Origin of the sequence: Thiocapsa marina 5811 (genome assembly GCF_000223985.1) — a bacterium.
Lineage (GTDB): Bacteria > Pseudomonadota > Gammaproteobacteria > Chromatiales > Chromatiaceae > Thiocapsa > Thiocapsa marina.
The window spans coordinates 266,942-292,975 of sequence record NZ_AFWV01000007.1 but is presented as its reverse complement, the minus strand read 5'-3'; the positions used below and the strand labels follow the sequence as shown (position 1 = coordinate 292,975).

Below are 26,034 nucleotides of genomic sequence, written 5' to 3'. Positions count from 1 at the left end.
CTGGTCGAGCCTCCCGGGCGCGGGTCATGACGCGCGCGTTGGCCATCGGCAGGTGGGCTGTCACCTTCGCTGTGCGGCGGATCGTGAGTTGAGGCATAACCCGTCCGTGACCGGTGTCGAGCCGGCGCATCGGGCGCGGATGCGGCGCCGCCGTCTTGGGGTCGTGGACGGGGCTCATGGCGACGCACTGCGCGGTGACGGGACGGCACGTGGGACTTGGCCTGTTGTTAAGGGTTATCAGATGCCTGCCGCCGCAGGAAGACGGTGGAGGCCGGCACGGCATTGAAGGCGGGCTGAGGGTTACGACTCGGAGCGCGAGCGGCGGTAGGCGTCTGATAAGCCTCGAGGGAGGAAACCGCGGGAGGTTGGCTCCGGGCTATGGGGATTTGAGGGGCGCGACCTCGGCGTGAGCGGTCCGGAAGGTCGGTCGGGTCTGCTCGGTTGGGCTGGTCGAGCCTCCCGGGCGCGGGTCATGACGCGCGCGTTGGCCATCGGCAGGTGGGCTGTCACCTTCGCTGTGCGGCGGATCGTGAGTTGAGGCATAACCCGTCCGTGACCGGTGTCGAGCCGGCGCATCGGGCGCGGATGCGGCGCCGCCGTCTTGGGGTCGTGGACGGGGCTCATGGCGACGCACTGCGCGGTGACGGGACGGCACGTGGGACTTGGCCTCGCGTGAAGGTCTCGATGAGGCGCAGCGGGGCGCCGCAGCACGGACAGCGCCGGGCCGGGGTGGCGCTTGGATCGGACGCCCCGGCCGGTTCGGTCGCGACCGGGACGGCGAGGACCGGGTTGGTCGGCGTGATCAGCAGCGCGCGGGCGTGCTCCAAGTTCCGCACCCGTGCGGCATTGGCCAGCAGCCCGTAATGGCGAATGCGGTGGAAGCCCGACGGCAGGACATGCAGCAGGAAACGGCGCATGAACTCCTCGGGCGCAAGCGTCATGCGCTTGCGGCGGTGGCGCCCGCTGGCACGGTAGTCCTTCCAGGTGAAGGTGATGCCTTGGTCATCATCGGCAATCAGGCGACTGTTGGCGATCGCCACGCGGTGGGTATAGCGCGACAGATAGCCGAGCACCGCTTCGGGTCCGGCGAACGGTGCTTTGGCATAGACCACCCACTCCTGCCGGCGCAGCGGGGTCAGCCAGGCGGTGAAGGCCTCGGGCGCGGCGAGGTGCGCCTGCTCGCCGAAGAACGCCAAGTCTCCGGCCTGATGGGCGGCACTGAGTTGTTCGAGGAGGCGCCGACGAAACAACCGCGAGAGCACGCGCACGGGCAGAAAGAATCCGGGTCGACAGGCCACCCAGCGTTCGCCGTCGGGCGAGAGGCCGCCCCCGGTGACGATACAGTGCACGTGCGGGTGATGCGTCATCGCCGAGCCCCAGGTGTGCAGCACGGCGGTGAGGCCGACGCGGGCACCGAGGTGCTTGGGATCCGCGGCGATGGTCAGCAACGTCTCGGCGGCGGCGGCCATGAGCAGGCCATAAACGACGCGCTTGTTCTGATAGGCGATGTCGGCGATCGGCGCCGGCAGGGTGAAGACCACATGGTAGTACTCCACCGGCAACAGATCGGCCTCGCGCTCGGCCAGCCACTGCTGCGCCGCCGCGCCCTGACACTTCGGGCAGTGACGGTTGCGGCAGGAGTTGTAGGCGATTTGGATGTGACCGCAGGCCTCGCACTGCTCCACATGACCGCCGAGCAGCGGCGTGCGGCAGTGCTCGATGGCCGACATCACCTTGAGCTGGCCGAGACTCAGATGTCCGGCCTGCGCCGCGCGCCATGCCGGCCCATGGTCGCGGAAGATGTCCGCGACCTCCAGCGTCTGCCGCGGCATGCGCGGGTCAGGCGCACGCCGGGTGGCCCCCGCCCAAACGCTCCAGCGGACCGGTAACCTCGCGCAAGGTGCGGGTCGCCACCTGGCTGTAGAGCGCGGTGTTCTCGAGTTTCTGATGTCCGACCAGAACCTGGATCACGCGGATGTCGACCTTCTGCTCGAGCAGGTGGGTTGCGAAGCTGTGCCTCAGCGTGTGCAGCGAGACTCGTTTGGTGATCCCCGCCTCGTCCGCCGCGGTATGACAGGCCCGATTGAGCTGACGGGTCGACATCGGATCCACCGGATTCTGCCCCGGGAACAGCCATCCGCCCGGTAGCATCCTGCCCTGAGCATGTCCTTCGCGCCACCACGCCCGCAACACCTCCAGCAAGGTCGGGGAGAGCATCGCATAGCGATCCCGGTGCCCCTTGCCTTGCTCCACCCGGATGCTCATGCGCTCGCTGTCGATGTCGCCGACCTTCAGCGACACCACCTCCGAGGCACGCAGCCCTGCGCCATAGGCGACCGAGAGGGCCGCACGGTACCTCAGCCCCGGCGCCGCATCGAGAAACCGGGTGACCTCCTCGACGCTGAGAATCACCGGCAGCGTGCGCGGCTGGTGGACATGCGCCACCTTCGCCATCACCGCGACGCGATCGAGCGTGATGTCGAAGAAGAACCGCAGACCCGTCAAGGCGGCGTTGATCGACACCGCCGACACCCCGCGGTCGGCCAGGTGCAGCTGGTAGCGACGTACATCCTCCGCCGTGGCATTCGCCGGGGAGCGCTCCAGAAAGACGTTGAAGTCACGCACGGCGCGCAGATACCCGACCTGCGTCTTCTCGCCGAGCTTGCGCATCCGCATGTCTTCGAGCATGCGCTGACGCAACGGGCTGATGGGATTGGCTGTAGCGGACATGGCAGTGCTCCTGTCTGGACGGTCGAGGTGCAGTCCACCTCAAACATCTAGACCGCAAGCCGCGGGTCCACTTCCTCTTCACCTCCGAGATTCGATCCCCGCTCCCCTACCGCGCGAGCGGTTTAGTCCTGTGGCGAGGAGCCGTCTCCCATCAACCGGAAGCGAGTGACTCTTCGATCCTGATACCGGTCACCCGCCTTCCGGCGACCGACCGACCCACAACGGACGCCGGTACTGCAAACAATGACCGCGGCAATGCAACCCATAGCGGACGTTGACAAAGTCAGCTGCAGCATCTCTGCTCCCCCCTGTCACACACGCGCCCCTCGCGCATATAAGGACCGTCCCAAGCCGGTGTCGAACGGGAACTTCCTCGGCGAGCCCGAGCCCGACTTCGAGATTGATCAGCGCATCGTCTGGTAGCAGCCGTCTCCCCTAGGAGAGAGTGCGGTCTTCCTCATTTCCCGCCTGCTCGCTGCGCTGCAGGATCTCGTCCTATCGATCGACAACTCGTCCTCTTGCACACTGACCAGTCCTGTCAGCCCCTGCTTGGATCGATCGCACCCGCCCCGGCTAGCCTCACTTTTCCAGCATGATGTAGCAAACGCACATCGCTCCGCAATGCACCGCTTTTAGGGCGGCTCTGCACACGCAGGGGCGCTTAGATATCGCTTGGAGTTCCTATCCGTCGCGCCGCGCAAAGACCTGCCCGGCTACTGAGTACAGTTCCAGGCCCACGTCAGCGAACGGTGCGCCGCGACGACGCGTTGCTCGGCGCAGATGGCTCAGCCTTGACCGACGCGGCAACCCTGTCTACGCTCGACCGTCAGTAAAGCTCTTGCCCAAGGGCCAAGGAACTCGCGATGGACCCATTGCTTAGCTTGGGGAACACAATGAGACAACTGATGATTATGGGCTTGCTCGTTGTCCTCTCATCCTTGGCCGAGGCTCACGACACATCCTCCGACTTCGATCTCGACGCATTGTTTGCCGGAGAGGCGTTTGTACTATCCGGCCAAGCGACTGGAACACAGTTCATGGGGGAGCAAATATCCGTCATCGACATGCACCTGCATTCCGGGACCTTCGAGAACATGGGCCCGCTCGGGCAAGAGTTCATCCTGGACTCGATTCCCTTGCCCCTGCCCGAAGCGCAAAAGCGGGTAATCGCGAGCCTCGTTGCACAAATGACGCGCCAACCTTACGCGCCCTACAGTGGCATCAAAAACGAGTGCCTCAAGGCCGGACTCCAGCACTGCGTACTTTACGCCGTCTATACCCCTGAGACCTGGGGTATCGAGGAGAATAATACTATCATCGACTACCTTGAAGACCCGCGAAATCGTGTCAACGGCGAGCCATATTTTCTCGGCTTCGCCAGCCTGAGCCAGGTCGAGTGGGAACAGCAAGGGACCGCCCAAATCGCCGCCTTGAGAGAGTCGCTCAGCCACCCGCTTATGGTCGGGATCAAGCTCGCTTTCGCGCACAACGTCGAGCCACTCGACGACCCTAAGTGGGATGCCATCTACGAGCTTGCTCGCGATCTCGATGTGCCCTTGTACCATCACATCGGTACCAGCCCGCTACGCCGGCTCGAGGACTTCCAAGACGACGAGCAACGAGAGCGCTATCGTCGCAGTTTCGATCCCACGTACCTTGAGGGTGCCATCCAGCGCTTCCCGTCGGTTCGGTTCATCCTCGGCCACATGGGCTTCGACTTCAACGGCGAGGGCGTGGGTCGCGTCGATGAGGTCTTCCGGCTTGCGCAGATCTACCCCAATGTCTACTTGGAGCTTTCGGCCTTCGGAGGTGAGACCTACGACCCGGACGGCACGATCATGGTCGATATCCTCACGCGTGCGAAGGCACTCGGATTGGTCGAACGCCTACTCTACGGCTCGGACGGCCCCGGTATCCCCAACATGCTAAAGCGCTACAAGGACCGCACCCTCTCTGCGCTCGAGGCTGCAGGCTACACAATCCCCGAGGCGCGCGCCGTGATGGCCGGCAACTTTGTCTCCGTGACGCGGTTACCCGAGCGCATCGCCGCAGCCGAGCCGGAGCCGTTGGTCTGTAGCGGCGACGACGGTTTGCTCGACCCGGGCGTGGCCGGGCGCGCCGACGTGGACACCGAGGTATTCCGTGCACGTCTCGGAAGCGGTTCGAAAACGCGCTTCACGACGATCTCCGTTTCGCTTCCCGAAGCGGCAGATGGGGCGGCGCCTGTCCCGGTGATCCTCGTCTCTCCCGGCTTTCAGCTCGATCGGGACTTGTATGCATCCTATCCGATCCATCTTGCAAGCTGGGGGTATGCCGCGCTTGTGACGGAAAAGCTCCAGCTGGGTATCTCACATGCGGCAATGACGCGGAGATTGCGCGACGTCCTGAGCTGGCTCGTCGACGAGGAAAGTCGTCCCGAGAGCCCTCTGCACGGACGGTTGGATCTTTCCAAGATTGGCCTGGCTGGACATTCATTGGGCGGCAAGATCTCCTTCATGCTCGGTATCGACCTGATTGAGGACGACGATGAACGGGTCCAGGCTATCTTCGCGATCGATCCGGTGGACGATGGCAAGGGCTCGCCTTCGGTCACCCCGGAGCAAATGGCGAAGGTCGATATGCCCTTCATCGCCTTGGGAGAGACCCTGGACAGCACACCGAAACACGATTCGCTCATGGCCTGTGCCCCCGAAGCCAGCAATTTCGAGAAGTTCTTCGACGGCGCGCGATCTCCAGCGGCGAAGATCGATGTACTGGGCGCCTCCCACATGAGCTTCCTGGACAATCCGAACTGCCGCCTTTTTTGCAGCGTCTGCCGGGAAGGTGCGATCGGAAGCGGCGAGGCCCGCAAGCTCGCGCGCCGCTACATGACCGCTTTTTACAATATCCAGCTCAAGGGCGAGGTCGAGTACGAGACTTTTCTCTGCGGGGCCTGTCGAGAGCAGGACGTGAACGAAAACCGGATTACCTTCGCGACAACGAATAGCCTGTGTCCAACCGAGTGAGCGTGCGCGGCCTCAGGACGTGGATCGCGGAAAACCTGGTCGCGGTAGGGATTGAGGTTGCCCTCCGACCCCGCACAGATCAGTACATGCGGTACTGCCGCATATGGCACCTACCTCGGGTCATGACGTGTGACGTGCCGTCGGATTCCCCGGCGCCCGCCTCACATGCGCCATCGAGACCCATCGATACGCGTGCCCGGCTCTGTGTTCGGTGCGTGGGCGCCTCTCCAGCGTTTCCCTCGGTTATGCCCCTTCCTCCACCTCCGCTGGGTTCGAAACTTTTTTCGATGGCTCCTCGGCAATATGGGCTTACAAGTGCAGGGGCCTAAACGATCATTAGGGCAGTCGTTGAGCCGACGACCAAGGACGGGGCCATTCCGGAGCGGACCACAATTCGGTTGACCGCTTTGGAAAGGACTGCGGCCGGGCGCTGGAATAGGGCTAATGATCGCTCCTGGACGGGTCCTTATCCCCGAACTGCTCGGATCTAGTGACCGGTCATGGGGCGGAGCGATCGCTCGGATGGCTCGGCTCGGTGGCCGGTCTGGTTCGCTCAGACCTTGCGAACACGCGTTAGGCGGTGTCGCATCGTGGATAGATGGCCGATGGTGAGGTGGGCGAATTCTAGAAGTTCGTGACCAGATCGTTTTGGAAACAACACCTGCTCTCTGCTTTCAATGCTCCCGAGCCGCCAGCGACGTACTGTCCGCCAGCTTGGCGGCAAGCACATCGGCCTGCACGGCAAACTTCTTCGCATTGGTCTTCTGCAACTGCGCCAAGTTGTGAAGCTTCCAACGGATGCCCGGCAGATGTTCGAGATGTGCGATGCCCAGCAGCGACCAGTCGGGCGTGCCGGCGACCAGCGACAGCAGGAAGCGTCGCTCGTTGTCGTCCAGCCCCTGCTGGAGTTCGCGAACCATGCGCTCTTGCGCGGCGAGCAATGCATCGAGCGGCACCGACTCGGCGGTCATGCCCGCGAAGTTGTGCGCGTAGTCGTGTTGGATGTCGCGCAGCGGTGGAAACAGCACTTCATGTACCGGACGGTTGTGGCTCGCCAGATAGACGACGAAGGCGCGCCGGATACCAGGAGTGATTCCCTCGTGCGCGAAAAGCTGCATCACGTCGAACAGGTCTCGCGGGTGCTGTCGGTCCAGTGCCGCGACCAGCTTGCCGCCGTACACATCCTCCAGCGAAACCACCGGGATATCCAGGTCGGCCATCAGCAGGTCACGGGCGACAGGCCGGAGCGAGGCGCGACGCACCGGCTGCACCGTGCCGCGCATCACGAAATTCACTTCGATCTTGACTTCGATACGACCACGACGCACCAGCAGCTTGGTTTCGCCGGCATCGGCCGCCGGCGCATGCGTCTGGAACCCATGCTTCATCAACCGCTCGGCAGCCCGCCGGATGGCGTCGTTGATGCGCTCCAGTGCCTCCTCGCGCGGCGGTGCATGGTCGGTAAAGACCAGATCGAGATCGACCGACAGGCGCGGCATGTCGCGAACGAATAGGTTGATCGCCGTGCCGCCCTTCAACGCGAAGGTGTCATCCACGAACACCAACGGCGCAACCTGCGTCAGCAGGCGCGCGGTATCGAGATAGACCGGATTCATGATTTGAGCACCAAGAGGCCGTCGGCCGATCGGGACACCCAAGGCCGGTCACTGCCCGTCGGCAGCTTGGCCGGATCGAGCTTGACGGCCCATGGCAGCGAACCTTCGCGGCCGAGCTGGAGACAGAGCCGGACGGTCTTCACACTCGTGCAGTGCTGCAACAGTTCTCGCAGCACGTCGGCGCGAAGGCTGTAGGCGCTTTCGACAAGTTCGCGGGCTTCCTGCAACGATTGGCGCACGCCGACTTCGCTCAACAGCTCCAGCAACGCGCGTTCCGGCGCCGAAACCTGCGGCGCCCCGCTGCGCTTCTCGAAAGGGCCGACGTGCAGCAAGGCGTCCGGCTGCTCGGCGAAGAGGCGCTTGCGGTGATACTCGGCCGGAAAATGCGCGGTGAACCACTCCGGCAGGCGCGCCGCCATCCAGCCGTACAGGTGCAGCACAGGTTGCTGCGACACGTACTGGCGCAGGCCGTACCAGTCGAATGCCGACTTGCCGCCGATATGTAAACCGTCGAATCTGCGCTGCAACAGCAGCAGGCTGGGATGCAGGGCCAGGGTCTCGGTCGGGCGACAGTAGACGCCGCGCGCCAGGCGCATGAGCCAGCCCGCCCGGACGTAGTGAACGGCCAGGTCTGCGGAGATGCCCAGCGCCGCGAGGTCCTCCGAGGTCAGCGGCGTCCCCGGCGCCAGCCGGGTGTAGAGCGTATTTAACTTGCTTGCGCCAGTCGTAGTCATACTACGATTGATATAACTTTCTCAAAGGAAAGTCAATTTGATCTGATTCTCCCAGTCGTAGCCAGACTACGACAACGACAATATATCCAAGCAACCCCAATCGCCCGTTGGGTCATCCAGCGTGAAATACCCCCGGCTACTCTCCCTCTCGCCTCTCCGGAATCCTCCCGCGTGCTGAACGCGTCCGGCTTGTGCGGGATCAGCGTCATTGCATCGACCGGCTCGCCATCGGTCCGCACCTGCAGCGCGGCGTAGCGGTCGAGGTCGGCCTTCAGGCTGGCCGGGCCCAGGCGATCTACCGGGCGGCATCGCCGCTACAGCGATCGAAGCCACGCGTTCCGCCGCGACAGACGGTCGGAGCACGCGGGCGACGTGCATCATGCGCCCGTTGACCGCGTTGCATGCGCGGCGTCTCCCGAAGGGCCCTCCGCGCGACAGCGTGAGTCACCTCCACGGAGAAGATCCGCACGCACCCGATCCCGGACCGCATCAAACGCCGCCCCCGCTGCGCCGATAACTCGGCCAGGTAAAGGAGACCACGGCGGAGTCGCCTTCGCAGAGCCGGTCCATGATCCGCTCGCCGAGGTAGCGCTCCATCTCCTCGTCGGTCAGGTTGCCGATCAGGATCGTGGCACGCAGGTTCGCATAACGCGTATCGAGCACGTCGAACAGCATCGCGCGGCGTTTGTCGTCGCTGCCGATCGTCAGTCCGACCTCGTCGAGCACCAGCAGGTCGGGGTCGGTCAGCATGGCCAGCGCTTCGCTCTCCGAGCACGCCGCCCGCGTCGCATAGGTGTCGCGCACCGTGCGCAGCGCGGCCGGGACGGACATGAACAGCCCCGTGTGGCCGGCCCGGATCACATTCGCGAGGATGGCGCAGGCGAGATGGGTCTTGCCGGTACCGGGACCGCCAAGCAGGAGCAGGCTGTCGCCGTGACGGGCGCCGGCCGCAAAGCGCGCCGCGTAGCTGCGACAGACCCTCGAGGCCAACTCCTGCTCCGGCGTCGTGGCCCGATAGCTCTCGAAGGTCTTCGCGCGAAAGCGCGGGGGGATTCCGCAGCGTCCGACGGCCGATTCGAGCCGCCGTTGCGCCTCGTCCCGGCGTGCGGCCAGGAGTTGTCGGATCTCGCGGCGTCCATGCTCCGCCAGCTCCTCAAGCGACATCAGCCGGCAGCAGCCAGGGGATGCGATCGAGCGGGGTCGCTCCGCGGGCGTAGTCTTTGTCGGCGAGTCGTCCGGTCGGCTCATGCGGTGGCCTCTGCGTCGTGCGGGCCTGCAGGGTCTGCAGGCGCTGGATGAAAATGGCGTCCCAACTCGTGCGGCGCGACCCGGTGTCGGACCAGTAGGCGACGAACTCCTCGACCTGGTCCTGGACCCAGTCGCGTGCGATGCCCTGCTTGGCGGCCCAACTCAGGACCCGCGCACCGGGACCCCAGTCAGGCGGAATCGGGCGCGCCGGATCGGGTCTGCGTTTCGGGATCTGTTGCCCCCGGCGCAGGGGCGTGACGCCCCCGGTTCGGGGATTCGGCCCCGTCGGGTCGAGCGGATCCAAGACGATCGCAGGTCCGTCGTCGAGGGGCATGGGTTCACTCCCCAACGCCGTCTCCCCATCGCGGGTCGGCACCTGCGCGGGGGATGTGCCGACCGCAAGGCTATAGAGGGTGCGCTGCGGCCGGCTGCGCGCGCGGTGGATCAGACCGCGCGCCTCGAGTGCCGCCAAACAGCGCGTGACGGTGCGCCGATCGACCTCGGCACGCGCGGCCAGGCGCGACAACGACGGCCAGCAGCCACCCGCCTCGTCGGCATGCTCGGCCAACGCCAGCAGGACCAAGCGCTGTGCCGGCGTCAGCCCGCGGCAGTCCCACGCCCAATCGCGTGCCGCTCGGCTCATGTCGGGCGGCCCTGCTCGGGGCGGCGCTGCAGCAGATCCACCACCTCGACATCCAGAGCGCGGGCGATGCGGCGCAAGCTGGCGAGGGTCGGGTTGGCGTCGCCGGTCTCGATTCGGCAGATCCAGGCTTGCGAGGCCCCGGCGCGCTTGGCCACCTCGGCTTGGGTCCGACCGGTTCGCCTGCGCAAGTGACGGAGGTTTCCTCCGATGGTGCTGTTCATTCCGGGCTCCGAATCGCTGTCTGTGATATCCGGGCCGGCGGGCCTGGCAGAGCGTGACGCTGCCGCCGCCGACATGGCACACGCGCCCGAGATCGTCCCGCCGGCAGCGTGACCGAAGCCCAGGCCGATGTGGAAAACGTCCTCGAACGCTGAACAAATGGTAGGCCGATTTCGTGCGCGGCGAAGCAGCTTAAGATGACGTTTTTCGACGCCTTTCGCGTGTTTTGGGATTATTTATCGGCCGCCGGGGCCGACGTGGTTCAGCGCGCCCGGCCGGGGCAGCGCGGTACCCGAACAGACGGGGAGGAACAGGGTGTTGACGGCCGGCATGGGCTTGGCGTTTGCCGCCGGTCCACCGTCACCGCATGGACCGAGGGCCCGATCGCCCGCGCGATCCTGGCAGGTCGGCCCTGCCGAGGGGACGCGAGCCTGCGCGGGTGCCGTTGTCACGACCGGGATGCCTCGGCAGCGGCCGGTGTTCTCCCGAAGAGGCATAACCGCTCGCGCACGAGCGGCCGCCCTCGGATCAGGACGATTCGAGCATCGTCGCGATCGTAAAACTGATCAGACTCAAGACCAGCATCACGAATCCGATGGTCAAAATGATGTTGTCGGGCATGTCCGACAGGAACTCCACCAGGTAGAGCGGGGCGATGGCGGCGAACATCAGCACCGAGCCGAGCACCCGCAGCAGGCTACGTTGCTGTCGGTGGCAACACTAAACCGCCGACGGTGCAGCCGCCATCGCGGGAAGATCGATTCGATGATCCGGATGCATGTGCTCGAACGCATTGTCGTTCTTGAGATTGATGCCGCCGAAATCGATGCTCACAGCGGGCATCGCCAGCTCCGACGGCCTGGGCTTGGGCACGCTGTCGCCCATGATCCCGCGAATTGTCGAACGGATTTCATCACTCTTGTCGACCATCGAAAAAACCTCCGCTGTCCCGTGATCCGAAATATGCACTTGATATCAAACACATCGGATCCTCGCCCACTGCATCGACCGCGTCAACGCAAAAAAGCGTCGTGCAACCGGCATTCCGGAGCGGATTCGCGGAACCGTGCATTCGGTCACGTTCAGCTCGCCAGCCTGACGAGCTCCAACACCGGCGCCTTGCGGACATCCTCGCTGGTGCGATAGAGGCTGTAGAGCGCCGCGACCAGCTTGGCCTTCTTCGTCGGCGTCAACGTGGCTCCGATCTCGTCGAGTCCGGCTTCGACGGCCTCGAGCAGGGTTTCCAGCAAAGTCACGTCGACCGGACCCCGGACCCTCGCGTCCGTCCCATCCTCGGCACGCCCTTGTCCGGTCGCCAGCCAGAGCAAGGACACACCGGCTACGCGGGCGATATCGACCAGCTTGTCCGCCCCCGGAACGCTCGCGCCCGCGAGGTACTTGCGGAAAATGCTCTCGGAAATTCCGCACTTTTGAGCGAACGCATTCGTGGACAGCGCCCCCTTGGCGCGTGCCAGGCGCGTCGCGAATCCGGCCGCATCCCAGAAGGATTCGCTATGTAAAACAGAATTTTGAGTGCCTATCGTCATGGTCATACCACCCGAGTCGAGTGCCGATAATTCGCTTTATAGCGCTTTTCATGTCGACAAATACGCTTTTTTATTTGACAATATCGCTTTATTAGCACGATTATAACACCATCAACATGTTTTTCAGCCGTGAGACCGAAGATGATGCACACACCCTCGGCCCCCGACGTGGAGCCACCCCGGTCAGACCCTGCGCCGGACCTCGATTGCGAAGTCGATACCCTGAATCTGATGTGGCTGCTCGGGGCACGCGAGCTGGCGCGCTCGGACGCGGAGAAGGCCGTCTTGGTCTATGGTCTCGACCGGGAAGTGCTGGAGATCCTGCGACACGCCTCGCTCGCGATGCTGCGCGAGCTGGCCGCTTCGGGCGTGCTGTTGTTTCGACCGCGCTTTCGCGTGTGCTGGTTGCAGGAACGTCTTCGGATGACCGGGCCGTCCGCGCTCGGGTTGGGGCTGCAGGCGATTCTGTTCGCCGCCGAGGAGGTCGCGCAGCCATGAGACTTAAGCACCACGCCAGGACGCAGCTGGCGATTACTTTGATCCGACGCGGCATGCGCACCTCGCTTGTGGGGCGGATCAGCGGTCTGCGGCCGGCCATGCTGCGCGAACTGCACCACGAGATCCACGGCTGCAAGCCCTTGCCCGGTCAGTTGCCGAGCACCGGCAGTCTCCTCGGCTCGGCGCGTCGGCAGGCCAACGCGTCGGTGTTCGCGGGCTTGTACCGCGCCTTCGGCGGCGCGGCGGTTCAGCGGAGCATCGACATCGAGGCGCTGCTCACGGGACATCGCATCTATCTGGAGCAGATGGCGAGACTGGCTGCGTCCGGCACGCTCGGCCCATCCCTCGACATCAATCATGGCTGGGTGATTGCCCGCGACCTGACCACGGGACTTGTGCTCTTCCGCACCTGCGAGCGCTGCACGATCCCCTACGTGGCATGGGCGTACTCACACCGGGTCGTGGATTGTCCGATCTGTGCGTTGAAGGTGTCTCGACCGTCGCGCGATGGGGCTGATCGCCCGCCACACGACGAAGCCGTGCATTCACCTCCGGCCGGGAATCACGAGGATCACATCACGACAACAGATCCCTGACGTCGGCCGCCCCGCTCACCCTGCGACTCGAGCGATCACCGTTAGATCCATCTTGGCGCTCAGCCCAATCCCGGCGCGCCGAAGCGCCAATCGAAACGCCTACTTCATTTGGAGACGTTACATGCCAACCTCTGTGCTGCGCTTACGAACCGTGCTCGAGCGCACCGGCTACAGCCGTTCGCGAGTGTATGCCCGCATCGCCGCCGGACTGTTTCCACGTCCGATCGCGCTGGGTGCACGCGCGGCTGCCTGGCCCGAGCATGACATCGAAGCGGTACTCGCCGCGCTGATCCGCGCGGCCACCGACGACGAGTTACGCACCCTGGTCTTAGAAATCCATGCGCAACGATCGACCTTCGGTCTCGGTGCGGATGAACGCGCGCTCGCCGCGGCGGAGGCCTCCGCCGCACCGCAGGCGCCGGCGTCACGTCGATCGGGCTGACTCCAGCAGACGGGGCGTTCGCAGAGCAAAGCCTCACTTTGCACTTCGGCCGAACTACGACAGCGAGCCGATGCGGCAAAACCAAGTGGTATTCCGCAGGCGAGAGGCCCAAGGACACATCGAGTTCGGCGCCGCTCTCCGGTCTCGGCCCGGCCCTGCGACAGAGCAATCGGCAACATTCGCCGAAGGATCCGCCGAGATGGGCACACAGGCCGGGGACGAGGGTTTAGGAGCCGCCTTCGGATCCGTCATCGAACGAGGAACGAGGGCAATCGGGGCCGAATCGAATCGCTGCGCTCTTAATCCGTAGTGTTGCGTGTCGCTTGTGGAGCGGTGCTGTCCGCTGCGGTTCTTCTTCACCAGCAGCTCCGTCTGATCGCCACCCTTCCAGTGAATCACGATGGCGAGCGTCTCGCCCTCGAAGTCGACCAGTATCTCCTATAACAAGGATGTCACCTACGAAACGCTGAAGCGCCAGGAATTTCGGGAGTCGGTGAGGAGGCGTTCCCGGACGCACACTGGACTCGGCCTTACGAGGAGTTCAAGGCGACGGGCGAAAGCCAGAGCGATCTGTTGCCCTTTCGGAGCATCCAGCCTCGGTCCGGTTCAACTCGACGATACTGACGATACTGCCTTCACCTTCGAGTCGACTTGGTGGCCGAAACCAGGCAGTTTCGCGACAGCAGCCTTCAGGGTGTTGTCGCACAGGTGGGCATAATGCCGGCTGGTGATGCGGGTGTCGGCATGACCCAACAGTTTGGAGATGGTGAGCAAATCCACCCCCATCTGCGCCAGGGTACTTGCGTAAGTGTGGCGCAACTCGTGAAAACCGATCTCCGGTTCGATCTTGGCCTGCGCACAGGCGGCTTTGAGCAATCGGACATGGTGGTTCTTACCCCAAGGGTCGGCATCCTCCCGAACGAAAACGCAGTCCTTCCCGGTCTTTCCCGTGATGCTGGTCTTGAAGAAATCCAGGCCCTCGGCATGCAGGGGGACATGACGACCCTTACCGCTCTTGGCCTCGGGGCTGATATAGACCAAGCCGGTATCGAGGTTCACGTCCTTCGTGAGCAAACGAGTCAGTTCTCCGTATCGGCAACCTGTGAATAAGGCCGCCTTCACCAACTGGCGGAAGTGCGGCTGGCATGCATTGATGAGCCGGATGGATTCCGCGGTGCTCAAGAATCGGGTAACAGGTTCGTCGGCGTTCTCGAAAGGCTTCACGCGCCGCCACGCGGTGTCGTCGCTGACCAGCCCATCTCGAAACGCTTTGTTCATGATCGCTTTCAAGACTGTCAGGATCCGATTGGCGGTAGATCTTCTGGCGCGTTTCCCGTCCGAAGTGGTGGCTTGTTCCCGATAGGCTGTCTTCGTAGATCGATTACTGCTCCGCTTGCGGGCCGGAGTAGTGGCCAACTTTTCATGCCACCGTTTGATCTCGGGCGTCGTGATGTCCATGAGCAGTTTATCCGCCCAGATCGGCAGGATGTGGGCATTCACCGTGGCCTCGGTCTCACGGTATGCCTTGCGGTGGTCCTTGTACCAGGCCAGATAGACGGTCGCCGCCTCGCCCAAGGTGACTGGCTTGCTGTTGGGTAGATCAGGTTTGCGGGCCTCCTGAGCAAACGCAATTGCCTTGCCTTGAGCTTGGAAGAACGTGAGCACGTTCGTCTCATCGGCTTCCATAAAGTCATCAGCCTCACCCAGCGTGTGCTTCAGATACTTTTCGCCGGTCCACAACCTGGCCTGCCAGGTCCCGTTGCCCTTCATGGTGCGACGGTAACCCAAGGCCAAGCCGTCACCGATCGTCACAAAATGAAGCGTGTCGCGGATCACGAGTTTAAGGCGGTTGGTCCGGGTTTCGAGAGGATTGCTTCTGACCGATCGTGCCATGGCGCATTACTCTTGGCGGGTAACTGACGGGTAACTGATGCTCCGGGATTACGGTGGATAGTATGGGATGAAAAACGTAAAATATCAAACTATATCAGAAGCTTGATGTTGTCCCAGAAGATCCTGGAACGTCCAAGATAGAACTCTTTCACAGCGGTAACCGGGGTTCGAACCCCCGTGGGGACGCCAATTAAGAAGAAAGGGTTAGCCTAGGCTAGCCTTTTTTTTTGCTGGCGGACATCAGACGGATCGCCGATCCGGGACGTCACATCCCGGGTTTCGGCACGCGAACAAGACCTCGATTCGGCCTGTCAGCACGACGGCGCACCCCACGGGCGTTTGACCGTCCTGCGGCCACTGCCGGTCCCGCCGCGATCGCCCGCGCCGAACCTTCCCGCGCGCCCGGTCATGCCCCCGGACACGCGTCATCGCGCTGAACGCCGACGAGCAGCTCGCCTTCTTCACATCGCGGGCGTTCCGCTTGGAGGTGATCGATCTGGGGGCGGCTCCGAGGCGGCTGACCCGACGCTGGCGTCCGGCGGTAAACCGACGGTTGCCACGCGTCTGCTCGACTTGGTGAACGCGGGCTGTTGTCAATCGAGTCGCCGGCATTCCTTGCCCTTCCGCCGCGTGAGCAGCCACCCATCTTGAAGCTCCGTCCGGAAGGTCTGAGTCGTGACTTGTCGCTCTCTGAAGAGCGAGCGACTTTGCGGTATCAGGATCTACCTGCCCGTCAGCGGTCTGTCCTGAGCGGCGGCGTGCCGACGCTCGCGAGGCATCTGCCTCGCGCCCACGCTGTCATGCGGATCGGTTTGGGGTATTGTTCCGAAACAACGCATTTATCCCGCTCTCCCGGATGGCCGAACACGATCCTTCCTACAAGCTCCTGTTCTCGCATCGCGATCTGGTCGCGGACTTGATCCGAGGCTTCGTGCACGAGGATTGGGTCGAGCAATTGGACTTCACGACCCTACAGCGCGTCAGCGAGATCGGCGTCAGCCACGACCTTCGCGAGCGCGAGGACGACATGATCTGGCGGCTGCGCTGGGGCGAGCGCTGGGTCTACGTCTACTTGCTGCTGGAGTTTCAGTCGAGCGTCGATCGCCTCATGGCGGTGCGGCTGTTGACCTATGTCGGACTGCTGTATCAGGATCTGGCCGCCGCCGGCGAGATCCCCTCGGGAAGTCCGCTGCCTCCGGTGCTGCCGATCGTCCTCTACAATGGCGAGAAATCCTGGTGGGCCAAGACCAGTCTCGACGACTTGATCGAGCCGGACCTACCCGAGCAGCTGCGCCGATGGCAGCCGCAGATCCGCTATTTGCTGCTGGACGAGCAGCGGCTTGCGGATACCGAGCTGGCGGGACAGCGCAATGTCGCCGCGGCCTTGTTCCGGCTCGAGAACAGCCGCCGGCCCGAGGATATCGAGCGGGTCCTGGCGAGTCTGATTGATTGGCTCGCCGCACCCGAGCAGGACAGTCTGCGCCGCGCCTTCGTCGTCTGGCTCAAGCGCGTGCTGCTGCCGGCGCGCGTGCCGGGCGCCGAGCTACCGAACGTCAACAATCTTCAGGAGATGCGCGCCATGTTGGCCGAACGCGTGAAGACCTGGACCGAGGAGTGGAAACAACAGGGACTGGAGCAAGGTATTCAGCAAGGTATTCAGCAAGGTATTCAGCAAGGCATTCAGCAAGGTATCAAGGAAGGGATCAAGGAAGGATTGTCCCGGGGAGAGGCAAGGCTGCTGCGCCGGCAGTTGCTCCGGCGATTCGGAGCGCTGCCGACCTGGGCCGAGGCACGCCTCGAGCAGGCGGGCGAGGCCGAGCTCGAGGTCTGGGCCGATCGCGTCCTGGAGGGTGCGACCCTGGAAGAGGTCCTAGAGCAGCCGATTTGAGGATCGATTCCGGGAGCAGGATCTCAAGCCGAACTCCCGGCGCCGCTCAGTCGTGACTAAGCGGCGACGTTTCCCTCGGCACTCGATGTGCTCTGCAATGTCGGGAGTGTCGTCAACCTCCACTCCCAACTGGCGCATGGTGCTTTCGATCTCGCGACGTCCAAGCAGCAGCTGGACGGCGCGCAAATCCTTGGTCTGACGGTAGATCAACGTCGCCCTGGTCCGACGCAGCGAGTGCGTCCCGTTGTGCTGCGGATCCGCCCCCATGAGTCCGATCCATCGCTTGACGATGCGCGCGTACTGACGGGCGGACAAGTGCGGTGAGCCGCTCTGCCGACTGTGGAAGAGATAATCCCCCATTGGAGAGCGCGGCCACGAGCGATCCGCGCACCGTGTTCCATCTCATCGACCTGCTCCACGACCCGGAGCCGCATGCGCGCAGCGGCGCGGCGCGTGCGATTGCCTGCACCCAACCCCTGACGGCCGAGGCGGCGCTGCGCTCCCAGGCGCTCGGCGGCGATCCGGAGCCGGAGGTCACGGGCGACTGTCTTACCGTACTTTTGCAGGTCGCCCGGGAGATGCGCTCGACGTTGTGGGCGGTTTCCTCGTCACGCCGAGCATGGTGATCAAATGCCTCGCCGCCATCGCGCTCGGGGAGTCGCGGCTCGACGGTGCCTTGGATTTGGTGCGCGCCCGTTGGAACGCCGAGCCCGTCAAGCGCGGCGCGGCGGCGCATCTTTCGCTGAGAGCGGCTGCGCTGCACCGCAGCGAGGCGGCGCTCGACTGGCTCGTCTCGTTTGTCGGGGATGCGGATCGCGCGAGCGAGCATGTGGCGATCGCAGAGCTGGGCGCCTATCGCAACAATGCGCGACAGCGGAAACGCCTTCGCGGCGTGGTCGCTGAACGCGGCAATCCCAGACTCGGCGCAGCCAATGCCAAGGCCTTTCCGCCCCCGACGCCGGGGACGTAGCGCGCCCCGGCGTCGACAACTAATGCCCGCTCCTCTCGATCGACGCATACCCCTCCTCCGATCCCTCCTGCGACGGCACGGCCTCCCAGACAAACCCGTCAAGCTCATAGCCGAGAACCATCGGCTCGCCGTCGACCGAGACCAGGATCTCGACCTTTTCGGGCGAGCGGATGGTTCGATTCTCGACCGCCGTGGTTGAATCCGGGAAGCGCTGCTCCAAATCGCGGCAGACCAGCTCCGAAACGGGGCCGATGTCGCCGATTTCCGGTGGATCGGGTGTGCACATCGCAAAGCCTTCGAACGTCGCGAACGACAGACATGCAATCAAGGGTAGCTTCGTCATGGTCGTGTCCTCCTCGCCGGTGGTCGACAGATCCCGCAGCCGAGGCCGACGACCTAATGCCGGATTCTCCGGACCGCGGGGGTTGTCTTAAGGGATAGGCGAATCCGCACCCCTTGTCCGGACGAAAAGACGCCGAAAATCGGATGATTCGCCGCCGGGCGCTTCGTCGTTTCTCCGTCGGCTAGACTCAGACCCATGAGCAAACTCGAGGCAGCGTCGGCGCCCGCGTCGGAATCCAGGCCCAGCCGGGGAGGTGCCGGCATGTCTCCCGTGCCATGGCCAGAGGATGGTTTTCGGGTCGGTCCCTGGTCGGTCGATCCGAAGGGAGGTCTCCTGAGTCGGGGTACTCGCCTGGTCCGGGTCGAGCCCAAGGTGATGGATGTGCTGGTCTACTTTGCCGGCCGCGCAGGCGAGGTGGTCTCTCGCGAGGAGTTGGAGCGCGACGTTTGGCGCGGTGCATTGGTCGGTTACGACGCCGTAACCAAGACGGTCACCAAGTTGCGCCAGGCGTTGGGGGACGATCCCCGCAACCCGCGGTACATCCAAACCGTGCCCAAAAGGGGTTATCGGTTTGTCGCCAGGGCTGAACCGGCCGATCCGATCGAGGGCTCGCAACCCGAGGCGTCCGATCGCATCCGGCGACCGCTTGGCTCACCGCGACGTCTACTGCTCGTGATCATCCTCGGGGTAGCGATCTCGGCTTCGTTTCTATTCTATCTCGGGGTGCTCCGACCTCTCGGCGGGTCCGGCGGTACACCCGGCGAGGCATTGGACTCGAGCGGTCCGACGGATCCCGTCCTGCCGGAAGTGACGCGTGTATTGGTCCTGCCTTTCGATGTCTTGGGCGACGATCCGGACCAGCTCTATCTCGCGCGTGGCCTCACGGCCGACCTGATCACCGACCTGTCGCAGCTCTCGGGGTTGTCCGTGACGGGTTTAGGGGGCCGGAACACCGCGGCCGACGTCAACGAGACCGCATCCGCCGGCATTCGCTACGAGGTCTGGGGCGGCGTGCAACGCTCGGGCGATCGGATCCGCGCGGAGGTCCGCCTCACCGACGCGATCAGCGGTCGCCAATTGTCCGTCGAACGCTACGACCAACCGTTCGAGAATCTGTTCGAGGTTCAACAAGATATTCGGAACAGATTGGCAAAAGCCCTGTTGGTGACACTGAGCGAGGTCGAGAAGGATCGGGTCGCGCATCGCTACACCCGATCCGTCGAGGCCTACGACCTCTTCCTGCGCGCACAGTCCCAGCTTCTGGTGCGCCGCGAGGACCAAAACAGACGCGCACGGGATCTCTACCTACAAGCGATCAGGAAAGACCCCGGATTCGCCCGCGCCTACGCGGGGCTCGCACTCACCTATGCCTACGCGTACCGCAATCAATGGAGCAGCGACGGAGCAGCCGCGCTCGCGCGAGCGGTGACGATGGCCGAGACGGCCGTGGAGATCGACCCGACGATCCCGGAAGTCCATTGGTCACTCGGCTATGTGAAGGTCCAGCAGCGTCGCCACCAAGAGGCACTGACCCACCTCGATCAGGCGCTTCGGCTGGACCCGGGGTTTGCGGACGCCTTTGCGCTCAAAGGCGGTATCGAGACCTATATCGGCCGGCCTCGAAGGACGATCCCGCTCGCCAGGGCCGCCATCCAGCGCAATCCGAGTGCGGGTTATCTCTATTACATGATTCTCGGACGGGCCTATTTCTTCATCGACGACCAGGTCCAGGCCCTGATCAATCTGCGTGAAGCGGTCATGCGAAATCCCGAGGTCCTGGAAGTGCGCGTCTTTCTCGCGGCTGCCCTCGAGCTCGGCGGAGAGCGCCGGGACGCGGAGTGGGAAGCCGAAGAGATTCGCGCCATTCATCCTGCGTTTTCGACCGACGCCTGGCTGGAGACCTACCCCATGACGGACCGGGATCAGCAACAGCGCCTCGTCACGACCCTGGCAAGATTGGGACTTTAACCGGCACGGACGAAACCTGCGTAGTCATCATCTTCGAGCCATGCCCCATCCAATCCGATTGACTGGCGTTTTCGCATCAAGCCCGCGACAAAACCGCGCCCGGCGCAGCGAGAACGGCCCGCGTGCCAGGGTTGGGTTCGGCAGCAAGCTGCGGTTTCTCAGCTCGCGTCTCGGCACGTCGCGCCGATTCGTTTCAGAAACAGCGTGGTTTCCTCAACCGGCAATGGCCGACTGACCAGGTAGCCCTGAATCATGTCGCAGTGCAGTGCACGCAGATAGTCCGCCTGCGCCTGGGTTTCGACGCCTTCGGCGACGATCTGTGACCCGAGGCTATGACCGAGCGCGATGATCGCCTTGACGATCGAGGCGTTGCTGAGATTCGTCGTCACGTCGCGCACAAAGGAGATGTCGATCTTCAGCTCGTGAATCTCGATACGCTGCAGATAGGCAAGCGATGAATAACCGGTGCCGAAATCATCGATCGACAGACGGACACCCAATGCGCGTAGCTCGGCCAGCGCCCTGAAGGCGTGCTCGCGGTCGGCCATCAGAAAGCTCTCGGTGATCTCCAACTCCAGCCGCTCGGGAGGAATCCCCGTCTCGCGCAGTGCGTGCTGGACCGACTCGATCAGATGATCCCGGCTCAACTGGACGGTGGAGACATTCACAGCGGTTCGGCACGGCGCCAGCCCGGCGTCGAGCCATGCCTTGATCTGGCGGCAGGCCGTCAGAAGCACCCAGTCCCCGAGAGGAACCACCAACCCGCTCTCCTCGGCCAGCGGGATGAAGTCGCCGGGCTGGATCATGCCCCGCGCGGGGTGGCGCCAGCGCACCAACGCCTCGAGGCCGACGGTCTCTCCGCTCGCCAGATCGGTCTGCGGTTGATAATAAAGGAGTAATTCATCGCCCTCGATGGCATGTCGCAGCTCGACCTCGAGCGCGAGGCGAGCCTTCGCTCGTGCGGTCAACTCAGGCGAAAAGAAACGCAGGATGCCCCGCCCGTCCTGTTTGGCCCGATTAAGCGCCGCGTCGGCGCTGCTCTGCAGGGTTTCGATCGCCGCGCCGTCGGCGGGATAGAGCGCGATGCCGATGGTGACACCGATATAGACGGGATGTCCGTCGATCAAAAAGGGTGCGTCAAGGGCGTCGATCAGGTCTTGCGCGAGCAGATCGATACCCGGCGGTCTCGCGCTGTGCTCCAAGATCAGGTTGAACTCGTCGCCGCCGACGCGCGCCAGCGCGTTGCCGTCGGGTAGCGCATCGCGGAGACGCTGGCTCACGGCGATCAGCAGCTGATCGCCCCGGCTATGACCGAGGCTTTCATTGACTGTCTTGAAGTTGTCGAGGTCAAGAAACAGCAGCGCGAGCTCGGTGCCGCTGCGTTCGGCATGCGCAATCGCGCGGGTCAGCAGCTCATGGAACAGCGAGCGATTGGGCAAGCCGGTCAAGGGATCGCGATGGGTCAGGAAATCGACCTTCTGTTCGGCGCAGCGACGTTCGGTGACGTCTCGATGGGAACCCCGCCGACCCAGGAAGCGGCCCGCTTCGTCGAGAACCGGCTTACAGACGTGCTCGAGCCAACGCTCGTCGCCATCGCGCGTCCGGATGCGGAAACTCAAGGGGACGGTATCGTCGCCGGTAGGTTCATCGCGATGCACTCGCCAGGCGTTTAGGTCGTCCGGGTGGATGATCGACTCCATGAGGCCGGAATCGGCGAAGAAATCGGCCGGTGCAAAGCCCGACACCTCCCGACAGGCGGGCGAGACGTACCGGTAGGCGCCATCCGGCGCCATCCAGTATTCCCAATTGGGCGAATACTCGGCGAGGATGCGGTATTTCTCCTCGCTCTCGCGCAGCGCCGCTTCGGCCTCCCTGCGCGCGCGTTGTTCATCTGCCTCGCGCAGACAGCGCTCGATCGCCGGAACCATGCGTATCAGGTGATCCTTCAGGACAAAATCCCCCACCCCGCAATGCATCAGTTCCACGGCCCGTTCCTCGCCCACCGTGCCGGAGACCAGGATGATCGGCAGGTCCGGGCAACGCGCGCGTATCCGCGACAGGGTCGACTCGAAGTCCATGCCGGGGATCTGGTAGTCAGCCAGTGCGAGCGTCCAGGTTCCCGCCTCCAAGGCTGCATCCAGCTCCTCGTTGCTTGCGACCCGGGTGCAATCGGCCGCCAAGCCATCCTTTCGCAGCTGGCGGACAAGCAGCCGGAAATCCGCAGGGTTGTCCTCGATGGCAAGCAGTCTGAACGGCGCGCTTTGCGATGCGTTCATTTTGGCGGGTCCATGCTCAGGATTCAGGAGGGTCGTTGATCAGAAGCCAGTAATTGCCCAGGTGGGCGACGGTTTCGGCAAAGGCGGCGAATTCCAGCGGCTTACGCACGAAGCTATTCGCTCCGCTCGCGTAACTGCGCAGCCGATCGCTCTCCTCGTCCGATGAGGTCAGGATCACCACCGGCAGCAGGCGGGTGCGCGGGTCCGCACGCAGACGCTCAAGAACCTCCAACCCGGAGAGCCGGGGTAGCCCGATGTCGAGCAGCACCACCGCCGGCAACTCCCCGTCACGGGCGGCGAACTCGCCCTCGGCGAACAGATAATCCAGGGCCTGCTGGCCGTCGCGCACGACGTCGAGGGTGTTGGCCAGCATCGCTTTGCGCAGGGAGCGGAGCATCAAACGCTCGTCCTGAGGGTTGTCTTCCACGATGAGAATCGCGCGATGTTTCATCCTGTCGGTTCCTCGCTCGCGGCCGCGGGCAGCGTAAAGCGAAAGGTGGCGCCCTGGCCCGGCGCGCCCTCGGCCACGACGACGCCGCCGTGACGGTGGACGATACGCTGCACCGTGGCGAGTCCGATGCCGATTCCGACGAATTCCTCCTGCCGGTGCAGGCGCTGGAACGCCTTGAAAAGACGTTCGGAGTAAGCCATGTCGAAACCGGCGCCATTGTCGGTTACGCAGCTCCAGCGCTTCCCCTCCCTCTCCATAGAATAGACCCGAATGATCGCGTCATGTGTCCTGCCGGTGTACTTCCAGGCGTTGTCGATCAGGTTCACCATAACCGCCTCCAGCATGGTCGGATCGCCCGGCACAACCATCCCCGGCTCGACCTCCCGGGCAACCAGGCGCTGCGGCTCGGCCGCCGCCAGCTCCTCGAGCCGGTGTCGGGCGAGCGCGCTCAGATCGACCGGCTCTCGCCGCAGCTCGCCGCGGGTGCTGCGCGACAGGGTCAAGATGCCGTCGATCAGCTCGCCCATGCGTCGACTGGCAATGTCGATCTGCTGAAGGTCGTCCAGTGCCTCGCCGTCCAGACGCTCGCCATAGTCCTCCATCAGGGCCTGACTAAAACCGCTCAACGCCCGCAGCGGTGCGCGCAGGTCGTGCGAAACCGCATAGGCGAAGGACTCCAGCTCCTGATTGGCGGCGGACAACTCCGCCGTACGTCGGCGTACACGTTCCTCCAGGCCGGCATTAAGACGCTGAATCTCGGCCTGCGCGCGCTGGCGCTCCACGATCTCGGTCTCCAGGCGCGCGCGCGAGACCGTGGTCTCCTGGAGCCGGTCCAGCATGGCATCGAAGGCGTCTGCGAGATCACCCAGCTCGTCTCGCCGCGGGCTTCGCATGCGCTGGTCAAGCGCGCCCCTGCTGACCCTCAGCGCGGCTTCGCGCAAGGCTTGCACGGGATTCAGGATGGTACGCTGGAGGGTCAAAAAGATGCCGAAACCCAGCCCGGACACGCCGACCAGCAGAAGACCAAGGGCCAGATTGGTCCGCTTGCTTGCCGAGAGCATCCGCGCATTGGCCTGAAACTGAATCTGTCCCATGAGCAGGATCAGATTATGGCTGTTAACCACGATCAGATTCGTTGTACGTTCGTCGCGCTCGGCAAAGCGCGGCTCGCGCCCGGAGCTTACCAGGTCGGCGATCAGTGTCCGCATCTCGTCGGCGAGCCGGCGCACCTCCTCCCAGGCATGGCGGGTCCGTTCGTTGCGGCGGATCATCGCGGCGACTGACAAGGCTTCGGGTGTCAGCAACTCGCTGATGTTCTCGAATTGGGCATCCACTAAGGCGCGGGGCTGCTCCGCCGGTTGCAAAAGATAGCCGAAGAGCGCCGTGCGCAGTTGGACGATCTCCAAGCTCAACGCATTCGTCAACGCCAGATTCCGTGCGGACTGGCTCCAGTCCCGGTGGCTGACGACCAACACCGTGAGCAGCGCCAGAAAGATCAGCGCGGACACAAGGGCGATCAGCTGGGCGCGGCGGCGAAGGGTCATCGCAACTGGATCAGTGTGACGACATCCGGGCGCAGCCGCGCAAGGGCGGAGGTATCGATAAGGTCGAGATAGTTCGGCACCGCGGCGCCCGGTACGAGTCCGGCAGCGATGGCCCAGCGCGCCTCGGCGTTCAAGAGGACAAGGAAACCCTGGCCCAGCTCCAAACCGAGGCGGCTCGAGTCCCAGGTTTCCTCCAGTACCGTTGAGTCGATACCGATCGCCTCGGCGGCGATCGCGCGGGCCTCCTCCGGATTGGCGCGCATCCAGCCAATTGCGTGATCGACCGCGCGCAGCAGACGCGCGAGCACTTCGGGCCGACGTTCAACCAGGTCCGGTGCCACGACCAGGCTCCCATAGCCGGCGTAGCGAATGCCCGCAGGGAAGATTCGTGCCCGCTCCCCCAACGCCCGCCGACACTCGGTCGAATAGGGCGGAAAGGTCGCCACTGCATCGACGCGGCCCGCTGCGAGTGCCTCCGCCTGTTCCCGGACGGGCAGATCGACCAGCTCGACAGCAGACTCGTCGAGTCCCTGATCCGTCAGGAGGGCATGGATGAAATAGTGGGCTGTGGTGCCGAGCGCGACCCCGATACGCCGTCCACGCAAGTCGCTCCGCTCGCGGATGCCTCGATCGGCGCGTGCGACCACCGCGTGCTCGGTGCTGGAGGAGATATTGGCGATGACACGCAATGGCTTCCCCGCCAGACCGGCGAACATGATCGGGGTCTCGGCGACGGTGGCAACCTCCGCCTCCCCGTTCAACATCGCATCCAGGGCTGACTTGCCGGTCGGGTAGTGCAGCAGGTTCGACTGCACCCCCTCCGCGGCCAAAAACCCCTGCCGGTCCGCCACCAATAATGGTGCCCCCAGCGCACTGGCAGCGACCGCCAGCGTCAGGGGCTCGGCGGGCGCGGGCGGCGACCAATTTCGCCAAGCCACGAGGGCTGCAATCAGCATGGCCAAGGCGACTGCGGTCGGGGCGATATGGCGTGCAAGGTTGACGGTCATGATGCGTCTCCCAAGCTCGGAGGGTCGGCTAAAGGTAAGAGTATATGAGAGCGAGGCTTGATGCTCGCCGGATCGCATCGACACCGCGCGCAAGACCGCCTCGCTCCAGGCATGCGATCGGGACGAGGGGAGTCGGGAAGAGCGAGGCGCTCCGATGCCTAGCGGGGATCTGGACATCGAGATGGGCGTCGGCGGCCGGACCCCCGGTTCGCTCTTACCAGGAGCCTACCGAGGACCTTCAACAACCCAATAGAGTTCAACCTGCATGCGCTCGGACAACGCGAGCCGGCTCAGGGGAACGGACATCGCTTCTCGTTCGCGGCTCATCCCACAATACCGACCGAAATGCCGCGTTTTCGTCCAGAGATACCGGGAGAACATGCAACTCGGACTCGTCCTCGCAGACGAAGAGGATG

General features: G+C 64.0%; 25 protein-coding genes. 8 read left to right on the top strand and 17 right to left on the bottom strand.

Annotated elements, in window-relative coordinates; genetic code table 11:
• Positions 1-620 precede the first annotated feature (620 nt).
• The gene (locus THIMADRAFT_RS12180) at positions 621-1,832 is read right to left on the bottom strand and encodes an IS91 family transposase (protein ID WP_007193346.1); all 1,212 of its coding nucleotides are present in this window, start codon (positions 1,830-1,832) and stop codon (positions 621-623) included.
• A gap of 7 nt (positions 1,833-1,839) precedes the next feature.
• Positions 1,840-2,730, bottom strand: coding sequence for a tyrosine-type recombinase/integrase (locus THIMADRAFT_RS12175; protein WP_007193345.1), 891 nt, complete (start codon positions 2,728-2,730; stop codon positions 1,840-1,842).
• An 893-nt stretch (positions 2,731-3,623) separates the two neighbouring features.
• Here THIMADRAFT_RS12175 and THIMADRAFT_RS12170 point away from each other — a divergent pair.
• Complete coding sequence (locus THIMADRAFT_RS12170) at positions 3,624-5,735, top strand: amidohydrolase family protein (protein ID WP_158308379.1); 2,112 nt, start codon at positions 3,624-3,626, stop codon at positions 5,733-5,735.
• A 674-nt stretch (positions 5,736-6,409) separates the two neighbouring features.
• Here THIMADRAFT_RS12170 and THIMADRAFT_RS12165 read toward each other — a convergent pair.
• From THIMADRAFT_RS12165 to THIMADRAFT_RS24755, 8 genes are all read right to left on the bottom strand, one after another.
• Positions 6,410-7,351 (bottom strand): nucleotidyl transferase AbiEii/AbiGii toxin family protein, encoded by a 942-nt coding sequence (locus tag THIMADRAFT_RS12165; protein ID WP_007193343.1) that lies wholly within the window; start codon positions 7,349-7,351, stop codon positions 6,410-6,412.
• A complete protein-coding gene (locus tag THIMADRAFT_RS12160; protein ID WP_007193342.1) occupies positions 7,348-8,085 on the bottom strand; it encodes a type IV toxin-antitoxin system AbiEi family antitoxin in 738 nt (245 codons plus the stop codon). The genes THIMADRAFT_RS12165 and THIMADRAFT_RS12160 overlap by 4 nt, the downstream gene beginning before the upstream one ends.
• A gap of 489 nt (positions 8,086-8,574) precedes the next feature.
• Positions 8,575-9,249 (bottom strand): gas vesicle protein GvpD, encoded by a 675-nt coding sequence (locus THIMADRAFT_RS12155; protein WP_007193341.1) that lies wholly within the window; start codon positions 9,247-9,249, stop codon positions 8,575-8,577.
• Complete coding sequence (locus THIMADRAFT_RS12150) at positions 9,239-9,976, bottom strand: helix-turn-helix domain-containing protein (RefSeq protein ID WP_007193340.1); 738 nt, start codon at positions 9,974-9,976, stop codon at positions 9,239-9,241. The genes THIMADRAFT_RS12155 and THIMADRAFT_RS12150 overlap by 11 nt, the downstream gene beginning before the upstream one ends.
• Positions 9,973-10,197, bottom strand: a complete 225-nt coding sequence (locus THIMADRAFT_RS12145; RefSeq protein ID WP_007193339.1) for a helix-turn-helix domain-containing protein — start codon at positions 10,195-10,197, stop codon at positions 9,973-9,975. The genes THIMADRAFT_RS12150 and THIMADRAFT_RS12145 overlap by 4 nt, the downstream gene beginning before the upstream one ends.
• 526 nt (positions 10,198-10,723) lie before the next feature.
• Complete coding sequence (locus THIMADRAFT_RS27125; protein ID WP_158308378.1) at positions 10,724-10,864, bottom strand: hypothetical protein; 141 nt, start codon at positions 10,862-10,864, stop codon at positions 10,724-10,726.
• Between the two features lie 51 nt (positions 10,865-10,915).
• Positions 10,916-11,125 carry a hypothetical protein gene (locus THIMADRAFT_RS12140; protein ID WP_007193336.1) on the bottom strand — a complete coding sequence of 70 codons (210 nt, stop codon included), beginning with the start codon at positions 11,123-11,125 and terminating at the stop codon, positions 10,916-10,918.
• A gap of 152 nt (positions 11,126-11,277) precedes the next feature.
• A complete protein-coding gene (locus tag THIMADRAFT_RS24755; RefSeq protein ID WP_007193335.1) occupies positions 11,278-11,742 on the bottom strand; it encodes a helix-turn-helix domain-containing protein in 465 nt (154 codons plus the stop codon).
• A 141-nt stretch (positions 11,743-11,883) separates the two neighbouring features.
• On the opposite strand from THIMADRAFT_RS24755, the gene THIMADRAFT_RS24750 reads away from it, so the two are divergent.
• From THIMADRAFT_RS24750 to THIMADRAFT_RS12120, 3 genes are all read left to right on the top strand, one after another.
• Positions 11,884-12,240: a flagellar transcriptional regulator FlhD gene (locus tag THIMADRAFT_RS24750; RefSeq protein WP_007193334.1), complete on the top strand. Its 357-nt coding sequence runs from the start codon at positions 11,884-11,886 to the stop codon at positions 12,238-12,240.
• Entirely contained in the window at positions 12,237-12,836 is a 600-nt protein-coding gene (locus THIMADRAFT_RS12125) for a FlhC family transcriptional regulator (RefSeq protein ID WP_007193333.1), read from the top strand. The genes THIMADRAFT_RS24750 and THIMADRAFT_RS12125 overlap by 4 nt, the downstream gene beginning before the upstream one ends.
• Before the next feature lie 121 nt (positions 12,837-12,957).
• Positions 12,958-13,278, top strand: coding sequence for a helix-turn-helix transcriptional regulator (locus THIMADRAFT_RS12120; RefSeq protein ID WP_007193332.1), 321 nt, complete (start codon positions 12,958-12,960; stop codon positions 13,276-13,278).
• A gap of 606 nt (positions 13,279-13,884) precedes the next feature.
• On the opposite strand, the gene THIMADRAFT_RS12115 is transcribed toward THIMADRAFT_RS12120, so the two are convergent.
• Positions 13,885-15,171 carry a tyrosine-type recombinase/integrase gene (locus THIMADRAFT_RS12115; RefSeq protein ID WP_007193331.1) on the bottom strand — a complete coding sequence of 429 codons (1,287 nt, stop codon included), beginning with the start codon at positions 15,169-15,171 and terminating at the stop codon, positions 13,885-13,887.
• Positions 15,172-16,027: 856 nt separating this feature from the next.
• Between THIMADRAFT_RS12115 and THIMADRAFT_RS12110 the strand changes: the two genes are divergently transcribed.
• Positions 16,028-17,059 carry an Rpn family recombination-promoting nuclease/putative transposase gene (locus tag THIMADRAFT_RS12110; protein WP_007193330.1) on the top strand — a complete coding sequence of 344 codons (1,032 nt, stop codon included), beginning with the start codon at positions 16,028-16,030 and terminating at the stop codon, positions 17,057-17,059.
• Here the strand turns inward: THIMADRAFT_RS12110 and THIMADRAFT_RS12105 are convergent.
• Positions 17,042-17,419, bottom strand: coding sequence for a tyrosine-type recombinase/integrase (locus THIMADRAFT_RS12105; protein ID WP_007193329.1), 378 nt, complete (start codon positions 17,417-17,419; stop codon positions 17,042-17,044). The genes THIMADRAFT_RS12110 and THIMADRAFT_RS12105 overlap by 18 nt on opposite strands.
• A 32-nt stretch (positions 17,420-17,451) precedes the next feature.
• On the opposite strand from THIMADRAFT_RS12105, the gene THIMADRAFT_RS24745 reads away from it, so the two are divergent.
• Positions 17,452-17,685, top strand: coding sequence for a hypothetical protein (locus THIMADRAFT_RS24745; RefSeq protein ID WP_139052806.1), 234 nt, complete (start codon positions 17,452-17,454; stop codon positions 17,683-17,685).
• Positions 17,679-18,029 (top strand): hypothetical protein, encoded by a 351-nt coding sequence (locus THIMADRAFT_RS24740; RefSeq protein WP_050799561.1) that lies wholly within the window; start codon positions 17,679-17,681, stop codon positions 18,027-18,029. The genes THIMADRAFT_RS24745 and THIMADRAFT_RS24740 overlap by 7 nt, the downstream gene beginning before the upstream one ends.
• A 19-nt stretch (positions 18,030-18,048) precedes the next feature.
• Here THIMADRAFT_RS24740 and THIMADRAFT_RS12095 read toward each other — a convergent pair whose 3' ends face one another.
• A complete protein-coding gene (locus tag THIMADRAFT_RS12095) occupies positions 18,049-18,372 on the bottom strand; it encodes a hypothetical protein (protein ID WP_007193327.1) in 324 nt (107 codons plus the stop codon).
• A gap of 261 nt (positions 18,373-18,633) precedes the next feature.
• On the opposite strand from THIMADRAFT_RS12095, the gene THIMADRAFT_RS12090 reads away from it, so the two are divergent.
• Positions 18,634-20,340 carry a winged helix-turn-helix domain-containing protein gene (locus THIMADRAFT_RS12090; RefSeq protein ID WP_007193326.1) on the top strand — a complete coding sequence of 569 codons (1,707 nt, stop codon included), beginning with the start codon at positions 18,634-18,636 and terminating at the stop codon, positions 20,338-20,340.
• Between the two features lie 158 nt (positions 20,341-20,498).
• Here the strand turns inward: THIMADRAFT_RS12090 and THIMADRAFT_RS12085 are convergent, their stop codons facing one another.
• The 4 genes from THIMADRAFT_RS12085 to THIMADRAFT_RS12070 are packed head-to-tail and all read right to left on the bottom strand — an operon-like array spanning position 20,499 to position 25,618.
• Positions 20,499-22,616: a putative bifunctional diguanylate cyclase/phosphodiesterase gene (locus THIMADRAFT_RS12085; protein ID WP_007193325.1), complete on the bottom strand. Its 2,118-nt coding sequence runs from the start codon at positions 22,614-22,616 to the stop codon at positions 20,499-20,501.
• Positions 22,617-22,632: 16 nt separating this feature from the next.
• The gene (locus tag THIMADRAFT_RS12080) at positions 22,633-23,067 is read right to left on the bottom strand and encodes a response regulator (RefSeq protein ID WP_007193324.1); all 435 of its coding nucleotides are present in this window, start codon (positions 23,065-23,067) and stop codon (positions 22,633-22,635) included.
• Positions 23,064-24,611 carry a sensor histidine kinase gene (locus tag THIMADRAFT_RS27450; RefSeq protein ID WP_007193323.1) on the bottom strand — a complete coding sequence of 516 codons (1,548 nt, stop codon included), beginning with the start codon at positions 24,609-24,611 and terminating at the stop codon, positions 23,064-23,066. Before THIMADRAFT_RS27450 ends, THIMADRAFT_RS12080 begins: the two co-directional genes overlap by 4 nt.
• On the bottom strand, positions 24,608-25,618 hold the full coding sequence (locus THIMADRAFT_RS12070; RefSeq protein WP_007193322.1) for an ABC transporter substrate-binding protein: 1,011 nt from the start codon (positions 25,616-25,618) through the stop codon (positions 24,608-24,610). The genes THIMADRAFT_RS27450 and THIMADRAFT_RS12070 overlap by 4 nt, the downstream gene beginning before the upstream one ends.
• Positions 25,619-26,034 lie beyond the last annotated feature (416 nt).

Bases quoted from the DNA above. Each gene is read 5' to 3' on its own strand.
- THIMADRAFT_RS12180 (WP_007193346.1), bottom strand. From the start codon at position 1,832: ATGCCGCGGCAGACGCTGGAGGTCGCGGACATCTTCCGCGACCATGGG.
- THIMADRAFT_RS12175 (WP_007193345.1), bottom strand. From the start codon at position 2,730: ATGTCCGCTACAGCCAATCCCATCAGCCCGTTGCGTCAGCGCATGCTC.
- THIMADRAFT_RS12170 (WP_158308379.1), top strand. From the start codon at position 3,624: ATGAGACAACTGATGATTATGGGCTTGCTCGTTGTCCTCTCATCCTTG.
- THIMADRAFT_RS12165 (WP_007193343.1), bottom strand. From the start codon at position 7,351: ATGAATCCGGTCTATCTCGATACCGCGCGCCTGCTGACGCAGGTTGCG.
- THIMADRAFT_RS12160 (WP_007193342.1), bottom strand. From the start codon at position 8,085: ATGACTACGACTGGCGCAAGCAAGTTAAATACGCTCTACACCCGGCTG.
- THIMADRAFT_RS12155 (WP_007193341.1), bottom strand. From the start codon at position 9,249: ATGTCGCTTGAGGAGCTGGCGGAGCATGGACGCCGCGAGATCCGACAA.
- THIMADRAFT_RS12150 (WP_007193340.1), bottom strand. From the start codon at position 9,976: ATGAGCCGAGCGGCACGCGATTGGGCGTGGGACTGCCGCGGGCTGACG.
- THIMADRAFT_RS12145 (WP_007193339.1), bottom strand. From the start codon at position 10,197: ATGAACAGCACCATCGGAGGAAACCTCCGTCACTTGCGCAGGCGAACC.
- THIMADRAFT_RS27125 (WP_158308378.1), bottom strand. From the start codon at position 10,864: ATGTTCGCCGCCATCGCCCCGCTCTACCTGGTGGAGTTCCTGTCGGAC.
- THIMADRAFT_RS12140 (WP_007193336.1), bottom strand. From the start codon at position 11,125: ATGGTCGACAAGAGTGATGAAATCCGTTCGACAATTCGCGGGATCATG.
- THIMADRAFT_RS24755 (WP_007193335.1), bottom strand. From the start codon at position 11,742: ATGACGATAGGCACTCAAAATTCTGTTTTACATAGCGAATCCTTCTGG.
- THIMADRAFT_RS24750 (WP_007193334.1), top strand. From the start codon at position 11,884: ATGATGCACACACCCTCGGCCCCCGACGTGGAGCCACCCCGGTCAGAC.
- THIMADRAFT_RS12125 (WP_007193333.1), top strand. From the start codon at position 12,237: ATGAGACTTAAGCACCACGCCAGGACGCAGCTGGCGATTACTTTGATC.
- THIMADRAFT_RS12120 (WP_007193332.1), top strand. From the start codon at position 12,958: ATGCCAACCTCTGTGCTGCGCTTACGAACCGTGCTCGAGCGCACCGGC.
- THIMADRAFT_RS12115 (WP_007193331.1), bottom strand. From the start codon at position 15,171: ATGGCACGATCGGTCAGAAGCAATCCTCTCGAAACCCGGACCAACCGC.
- THIMADRAFT_RS12110 (WP_007193330.1), top strand. From the start codon at position 16,028: ATGGCCGAACACGATCCTTCCTACAAGCTCCTGTTCTCGCATCGCGAT.
- THIMADRAFT_RS12105 (WP_007193329.1), bottom strand. From the start codon at position 17,419: ATGGGGGATTATCTCTTCCACAGTCGGCAGAGCGGCTCACCGCACTTG.
- THIMADRAFT_RS24740 (WP_050799561.1), top strand. From the start codon at position 17,679: ATGGTGATCAAATGCCTCGCCGCCATCGCGCTCGGGGAGTCGCGGCTC.
- THIMADRAFT_RS12095 (WP_007193327.1), bottom strand. From the start codon at position 18,372: ATGACGAAGCTACCCTTGATTGCATGTCTGTCGTTCGCGACGTTCGAA.
- THIMADRAFT_RS12090 (WP_007193326.1), top strand. From the start codon at position 18,634: ATGTCTCCCGTGCCATGGCCAGAGGATGGTTTTCGGGTCGGTCCCTGG.
- THIMADRAFT_RS12085 (WP_007193325.1), bottom strand. From the start codon at position 22,616: ATGAACGCATCGCAAAGCGCGCCGTTCAGACTGCTTGCCATCGAGGAC.
- THIMADRAFT_RS12080 (WP_007193324.1), bottom strand. From the start codon at position 23,067: ATGAAACATCGCGCGATTCTCATCGTGGAAGACAACCCTCAGGACGAG.
- THIMADRAFT_RS27450 (WP_007193323.1), bottom strand. From the start codon at position 24,611: ATGACCCTTCGCCGCCGCGCCCAGCTGATCGCCCTTGTGTCCGCGCTG.
- THIMADRAFT_RS12070 (WP_007193322.1), bottom strand. From the start codon at position 25,618: ATGACCGTCAACCTTGCACGCCATATCGCCCCGACCGCAGTCGCCTTG.